The sequence below is a fragment of the Amycolatopsis sp. M39 genome (assembly GCF_001651785.1).
Classification (GTDB): Bacteria; Actinomycetota; Actinomycetes; order Mycobacteriales; family Pseudonocardiaceae; genus Amycolatopsis; species Amycolatopsis rubida.
Genome location: NZ_LWSF01000001.1, coordinates 267,756 through 274,136 on the forward strand (window position 1 = coordinate 267,756; position 6,381 = coordinate 274,136).

Here is a 6,381-nt window from a genome sequence, read left to right on the forward strand (position 1 = left end):
GATGGTGACCGACGCTGTACTGTCCGGACTCCTCCAAGCCATCCTTCCCGACCCGGCGCTGCGCGGCGTTGTCGAGCGCGCCGGCGCCCCGCTGCTCGAACTGCAAGGCGCTGTCGCCGTACGGCAGCTCGTGGCCGCCGCGCTGGCCGAAGACCCCGAGCGCGGCGGCGCGGGCCGTCCGGTGCTGGCCGTCACCGCCACCGGACGCGAGGCCGACGAGCTGACCGCGTCGCTCGGCGCGCTGCTCGGCCCCGATCGCGTGGCCGACTTCCCGTCCTGGGAGACGCTGCCGCACGAGCGCCTTTCACCGCGCGCGGACACCGTCGGACGGCGGCTGGAAGTGCTGCACCGCCTGCACGCCGGGGACGAGGACCTGCGGGTCGTGGTCGCGACCGTGCGCAGCCTCATCCAGCCGATGGCCCCCGGGCTCGGCTCGCTCGCGCCGATCGATCTGGTCGTCGGCGAGGAGCAGAGCTTCGAGGACCTGCTCGAACGGCTTGTCGAGCTGGCTTACACGCGCGTGGACATGGTGGAGAAGCGCGGCGAGTTCGCGGTCCGCGGCGGCATTCTCGACCTGTTCGGGCCCACCGCGCAGCATCCGGTCCGCGTCGAGTTCTGGGGCGATGAGGTCAGCGAGATCCGCGCGTTCGCGGTGTCCGACCAGCGTTCGCTGCCCGGCGAGATCCAGCGGGTCACCGCGCCGCCGTGCCGCGAGCTGCTGCTCACGCCGGACGTCAAGGAGCGCGCGGCGGAGCTCGCCACGACGTACGAGGCCGACGCGCACCTGGCCGAAATGCTCACCAAGCTGTCCGGCGGCGTCCCGGTCGAGGGCATGGAGGCGCTCATCCCGGTGCTCTGCGAGGGCGAACTGGCCCTGCTCACCGATTCGATGCCCGAGGGCAGCCACGTGCTGCTGGCCGATCCGGAGAAGATCCGCGCCCGCGCGGCCGACCTCGTCCGCACCGGGCAGGAGTTCCTCGAAGCCTCCTGGACCACCGCCGCGGCGGGCGGACAGGCCCCGATCGACCTCGGCGCGTCGGCGTATCGCGAGTTGGCCGAGATCGCGTCGCACGCACAGGAGACGAAGCGCCCGTGGTGGACGCTTACCCAGCTGACCAGCGAAGACCCGGACGTCTACCGTGTCGGCATCGAGCCCGCGCCCGCCTACCGGGGCGAGCTGGAACGCGCGATGACCGACCTGCGCGCGCATCTCGCGTCGGGCGGCACCGGCGTGCTCGTCGTCGCCGGGCAGGGCACCGCCAGCCGTGCGGTCGAGCAGCTGATGGCGGCCGAGGTCCCGGCGAAACACGTCGAGGTGCTCGCCGACGTGCCGACGGCCGGGGCCGTCACGGTCACCTGCGGCGGACTCGCGGAGGGCTTCGTCTCGCCGGAGCGCGCGCTCGTGGTGCTGTCCGAGGCCGACCTGACCGGCCGCGGCGCCACCGCTGGATCGTCCACAAAGGACTTGAACACCAAGATGCCGTCGCGCCGCCGCGGCGCGGTCGACCCACTGGCGCTCAAGGCGGGCGACTACGTGGTGCACGACCAGCACGGCATCGGCCGGTTCGTGGAGATGGTGCAGCGCACGGTCGCCGGCGCGACCCGCGAGTACCTGCTGCTGGAGTACGCCTCGTCCAAGCGCGGCCAGCCCGGCGACCGGCTGTTCGTGCCCACTGACCAGCTCGACGAGGTGTCCCGCTACGTCGGCGGCGAACTGCCCACGCTCAACAAGCTCGGCGGCTCGGACTGGAAGAACACCAAGGCACGAGCCAAAAAGGCGGTCAAGGAGATCGCCGCCGAACTGGTGCAGCTCTACGCCGCCCGGCAAGCCGCGCCCGGCCACGCGTTCGGCGCGGACACGCCGTGGCAGTCCGAGCTGGAAGACGCCTTCCCGTTCACCGAGACCAACGACCAGCTCGCGGCCATCGACGAGGTCAAGTCGGACATGGAGCGCGGCGTCCCGATGGACCGGGTGATCTGCGGCGACGTCGGCTACGGCAAGACCGAGATCGCGGTGCGCGCGGCGTTCAAGGCGGTGCAGGACGGCAAGCAGGTGGCCGTGCTCGTGCCGACCACGCTGCTCGCCCAGCAGCACCTGAACACGTTCATCGAGCGCATGCGGTCGTTCCCGGTCACCATCAAGGGCCTTTCGCGGTTCACGCACAAGGCGGAATCGGACCGGACCCTCGAACAGCTCGCCGACGGCGAGGTCGACATCGTCATCGGCACGCACCGGCTGCTGCAGACCGGCGTCCGCTACAAGGACCTCGGCCTCGTAATCGTCGACGAGGAACAGCGGTTCGGCGTGGAGCACAAGGAACACATCAAGGCGCTGCGCACGCACGTCGACGTGCTCACCATGTCGGCGACGCCGATCCCGCGCACGCTGGAGATGTCGCTGGCCGGCATCCGCGAGATGTCGACCATCCTCACCCCGCCGGAAGACCGGCACCCGATCTTGACCTACGTCGGCGCGTACGACGACAAGCAGGTCGGCGCCGCGGTCCGGCGCGAGCTGCTGCGCGACGGCCAGGTGTTCTACGTGCACAACCGGGTGTCGTCGATCGAGAAGGCGGCGAAACGGATCCGCGAGCTGGTGCCGGAGGCGCGCGTCGTCACCGCGCACGGGCAGATGAACGAGGACAAGCTCGAAAAGATCATCCAGGGCTTCTGGGAGAACGAGTACGACGTCCTCGTGTGCACCACGATCGTCGAAACCGGCCTGGACATCTCCAACGCCAACACACTGATCGTGGAACGCGGCGACATGCTCGGTCTCGCCCAGCTGCACCAGCTGCGCGGCCGGGTCGGGCGCGGCCGCGAACGCGGGTACGCGTACTTCCTGTACCCGCCGGAAGCGCCGCTCACCGAGACCGCGCACGACCGGCTGGCCACCATCGCGCAGAACACCGAACTCGGCGCGGGCATGGCGGTCGCGATGAAAGACCTCGAAATCCGTGGCGCGGGCAACATCCTCGGCGCGGAACAGTCCGGGCACATCGCGGGCGTCGGATTCGACCTGTACGTCCGGCTCGTCGGCGAAGCGGTCGAGGCATTCCGGCGGCACGCGGGCGCGGAACCGGCGGAGGACGAGGAACTGGCCGAAGTCCGCGTCGACCTGCCGGTAGACGCGCACATCCCGCACGACTACGTCCCCGGCGAACGGCTGCGGCTGGAGGCGTACCGCAAGATCGCCTCAGCCCCGGACACCGCGGCCCTCGACGCGGTACGCGAGGAACTGGTCGACCGCTACGGCCAGCCGCCCGCCCCGGTCACCCGCCTGCTCGCGGTCGCCGCGTTCCGGCACACCTGCCGCGCCGCGGGCGTCACCGAGGTCGCGGTGCAGGGCAACACGATCCGGTTCGCGCCGCTGCCGTTGATGGACTCGCAGCTGGTGCGGCTGAAACGCTTGTACCCCAAGGCGTTGTACAAGGCGGTCACCAACACGGTGTCGGTGCCGAAACCGACCGAAGGCCCGGCGGGAGGCCGGATGGGCGCGCCGGTGCTGCGGGACCAGGAACTGCTCGACTGGTGCACGAAGCTGTTGGCGCAGCTGACGAAAACGCCAGCGGCGGTGTGAGCGCTGCGGCGTACCTCGCCTGGGCCGTCGCCGGTACCGCACGAAATCGGTGCTCGCGGCGGTCCCGATGGCGAGGTACCGGGCTCCTGAACCGCCGCCGCGGACCTAACCTGAGCGGTAACGGCCACGCTGCTGCCGCACGAAACCGGTGCTCGCGGCGGCTTCCCTGGCGAGGTTCTGCCGTTTCCCTTGGCCACGGCGTGCCCTCCGTGACCAAGCGGTGGTTCAGCCCGTCGAGCAGACCTCAAACCCCGGCGGTTGCGCCGTGGCCAGCCGCAGCGACACTTCCTCCTGCGGCGTGGGCAGCGCGCCGCACCCAGACATCGGCAACGGCCGTGGCCGCCGCGGAACCCGGGCGCCTGAACCGCCGCCGCGGCCCGGGTACACGAGCAAGCCGCGTTCCGGATCCGGCACCGCGTCGAGAGCGGCGGTCACCGCGGGCAGGCGCCGGAAGCGATCCCGTTTCTCTTCCGACGAAAACTCGATCTCCAGCGTCACACCCCAGCGATGGACGTGCCACGTCCACTGCTCGGCGCCGTTGGTCAGCGCGGCCTCGGTCAGACGGTCGCCGTGAGCACGTTGCCACGCGCTCGCCGCGAAGGCCCCGTCGAGGACTTCGATCGACAACCAAGAGTCCATATGTCGACAATAGCCCGCTGGATGCCTCGATGGTGTTGCGTTTCGAGGCCATGTGAGAGGGTAGGCCCTGTGATGCGGATCATGGGGCGCCGCCGTGCGCTGGGCGCCGTTCTCGCCGGAGCTTTCCTCCTCGCCGGATGCGGTGCCGGCCCCAGTCAGGTGGGCATGGCCGCGGTCGTCGACGGTCAGGTCACCACCATCGACCAGGTTCAGGCGCTGCTTGACCGCGCCGTGCAGGAGCAGCCGTATGCCCGGCAGCTCGCCTCGCGGCACCAGCTCGACCTCGTCGGGCGCGAGATCGTGCGGCAGACGCTGCTGCACGAGGTCGTCGTGAAGGCCGCGCGCAAGGAAGGCATTTCCGTCGACGAGGCCACCGTCAGCGAGGCCATGCAACAAGATCCGCTCGCCTCGCCGGTGCCCGAGTCGGTCACGCAGGACCAGTCCGCGGCCGTCACCCAGCTCGTCTGGCGGCTGCGCGATCACCGCGAGGCCATCACCGATCAGTACCTGCAGCAGCGGATCGCGCTGAAGTACCTGCCGACGCTCTCGGTGAACTTCGACTACACCAGCATCGGCGCGCCGACCTCGGAGAGCCAGGCCCCGTCGATCGACCCGAAGGCCGCGCGCAGCCAGGCCATCGCCAAGGCTGAGGAGTACGCGAGCGACCCGGGCAAGATCCAGGCCGACATCCAGAGCGGCGCGCAGGGCAACGTGGGCCAGCAGGCTCCCGCGCTCTCGTCGCCGCAGGACGCCGCGACCGTGCTGTTCGGCGTGCCCGCGAACACCGCGATCGCGTTCCAGCCGAACCCGGCGAGCGCGCCGACCTGGTGGGTCACCGCCGTGGTGCGGAAGCGGACGACGGACTCGAAAGTCGCCACCGACCAGGTCCAGCAGCCGACCGCGGCTCAGCTGGGCGCGATCGGCGTGCGGATGCTCCAGCCGTACGTTGGCAGCGTGAACTTCAAAATCAACCCGCGCTACGGAGTGTGGGACGCAGTCGGCATGAACCTCGCCCCCAGCGCGGCCGAGGTGACGGGCGTGGCCGTGCCGCTGCACGGCGGTGCCCCGGCGCAGCAGTGACCGGCACCGTAGTCCTGGTCCGGGGCGCGACCCTGCCCGCAGCTGCTCTGCCTCTGCTTCGCACCAGTGCCGTGTACGCCGCGACCGACGTCGACCCCGCGCAGTTCGGTGTCCCACCGGCAGGCGAGTCCTTCGCGGACATCGTGCTGCTCGCCGCTTCCCGCACCGAACCGACTGCGGCCGCCATGCTCGCCGCCGGTGCGCGGTTGATCGAAACCCCTGTACCCCCGCTCGTCGAAGCGGTCGAGGTCATGGACCGCCTGCGCTCGCCGGGCGGCTGCCCGTGGGACGCCCGGCAGACGCACGAATCCCTGCGGCAGTACCTGGTCGAGGAAACGTACGAACTGCTGGAAGCCATCGAGGACAACGACCGCGCGGCCTTGCGCGAGGAACTGGGCGATGTCCTCCTTCAGGTCTTGTTCCACGCCCGCGTAGCCGCCGAACACGGCCGTGCGCCCTTCACCATCGACGACGTAGCCAGCGACCTGGTGGACAAACTGGTAGGCCGCCACCCCAACGTCTTCGCCGACGCGGCCCGGATCGCCTCGGCCGAGCACCAGGAACTGAAGTGGGAAGAGCTGAAGCAGGCCGAGAAGCAACGCAAGTCCATTGTGGACGGCGTCGCGCTTGGCCAGCCCGCGGTCGCACTGGCCGGAAAACTGGGCCAGCGCAGCGGCCGGGCCGGGATCCCGCTGGACCTGTTCCCGCAGGACTCCTCGGCCCCCGCCCAGCTCTTCCGAACGGCGGCCACCGCCCGCCGGGGCGGGTTGGATCCCGAAGGCGAACTGAGGGCGGTGGCGAAGCAGTTCGCCCGCGACATCCGCGCCGCGGAGACGTCCGCTCGGCGGGCCGGGGTCGAACCGGCGACGCTGGAAGCTGAAGGCTGGCGGAAGTTCTGGCCCTCGGCCTGAGCCGGTTTCGCTGCGCTGCTCGGGTTCCCGCGGCGAGGGCGTGATGGGCGGCTGGCGGGATCTTTTCGCCTGGGGATCTGGTGCGAGGCTTGCTTTCCTCGCTGCCTGATGCGATCGTCGCCCGTGCCGTGCCGTGCCGTGCCGTGCCGTGCCGTGCCGTGCCGTGCCGTG

At 70.6% G+C, this 6,381-nt stretch carries 4 protein-coding genes; 3 read left to right on the forward strand and 1 reads right to left on the reverse strand.

The genetic code is table 11. The annotated features are described in order from the left end of the window. Position 1: 1 nt before the first annotated feature. A complete protein-coding gene (gene mfd / locus A4R44_RS01380) occupies positions 2 to 3,580 on the forward strand; it encodes a transcription-repair coupling factor (protein WP_161269816.1) in 3,579 nt (1,192 codons plus the stop codon). A 225-nt stretch (positions 3,581 to 3,805) separates the two neighbouring features. Here the strand turns inward: mfd and A4R44_RS01385 are convergent, their stop codons facing one another. Beyond that, on the reverse strand, positions 3,806 to 4,219 hold the full coding sequence (locus A4R44_RS01385; protein ID WP_067575606.1) for a hypothetical protein: 414 nt from the start codon (positions 4,217 to 4,219) through the stop codon (positions 3,806 to 3,808). 81 nt (positions 4,220 to 4,300) lie between these two features. Between A4R44_RS01385 and A4R44_RS01390 the strand changes: the two genes are divergently transcribed. Together A4R44_RS01390 and A4R44_RS01395 are read left to right on the forward strand one after the other, a co-directional pair. After that, on the forward strand, positions 4,301 to 5,299 hold the full coding sequence (locus tag A4R44_RS01390) for a hypothetical protein (protein WP_338080525.1): 999 nt from the start codon (positions 4,301 to 4,303) through the stop codon (positions 5,297 to 5,299). After that, positions 5,296 to 6,210: a MazG family protein gene (locus A4R44_RS01395; RefSeq protein WP_067575608.1), complete on the forward strand. Its 915-nt coding sequence runs from the start codon at positions 5,296 to 5,298 to the stop codon at positions 6,208 to 6,210. The genes A4R44_RS01390 and A4R44_RS01395 overlap by 4 nt, the downstream gene beginning before the upstream one ends. The last annotated feature ends 171 nt before the right edge of the window (positions 6,211 to 6,381 follow it).

Excerpts from the sequence above, each read along its gene's own strand:
- mfd (WP_161269816.1), top strand. The coding sequence starts at position 2 with ATGGTGACCGACGCTGTACTGTCCGGACTCCTCCAAGCCATCCTTCCC.
- A4R44_RS01385 (WP_067575606.1), bottom strand. The coding sequence starts at position 4,219 with ATGGACTCTTGGTTGTCGATCGAAGTCCTCGACGGGGCCTTCGCGGCG.
- A4R44_RS01390 (WP_338080525.1), top strand. The coding sequence starts at position 4,301 with ATGGGGCGCCGCCGTGCGCTGGGCGCCGTTCTCGCCGGAGCTTTCCTC.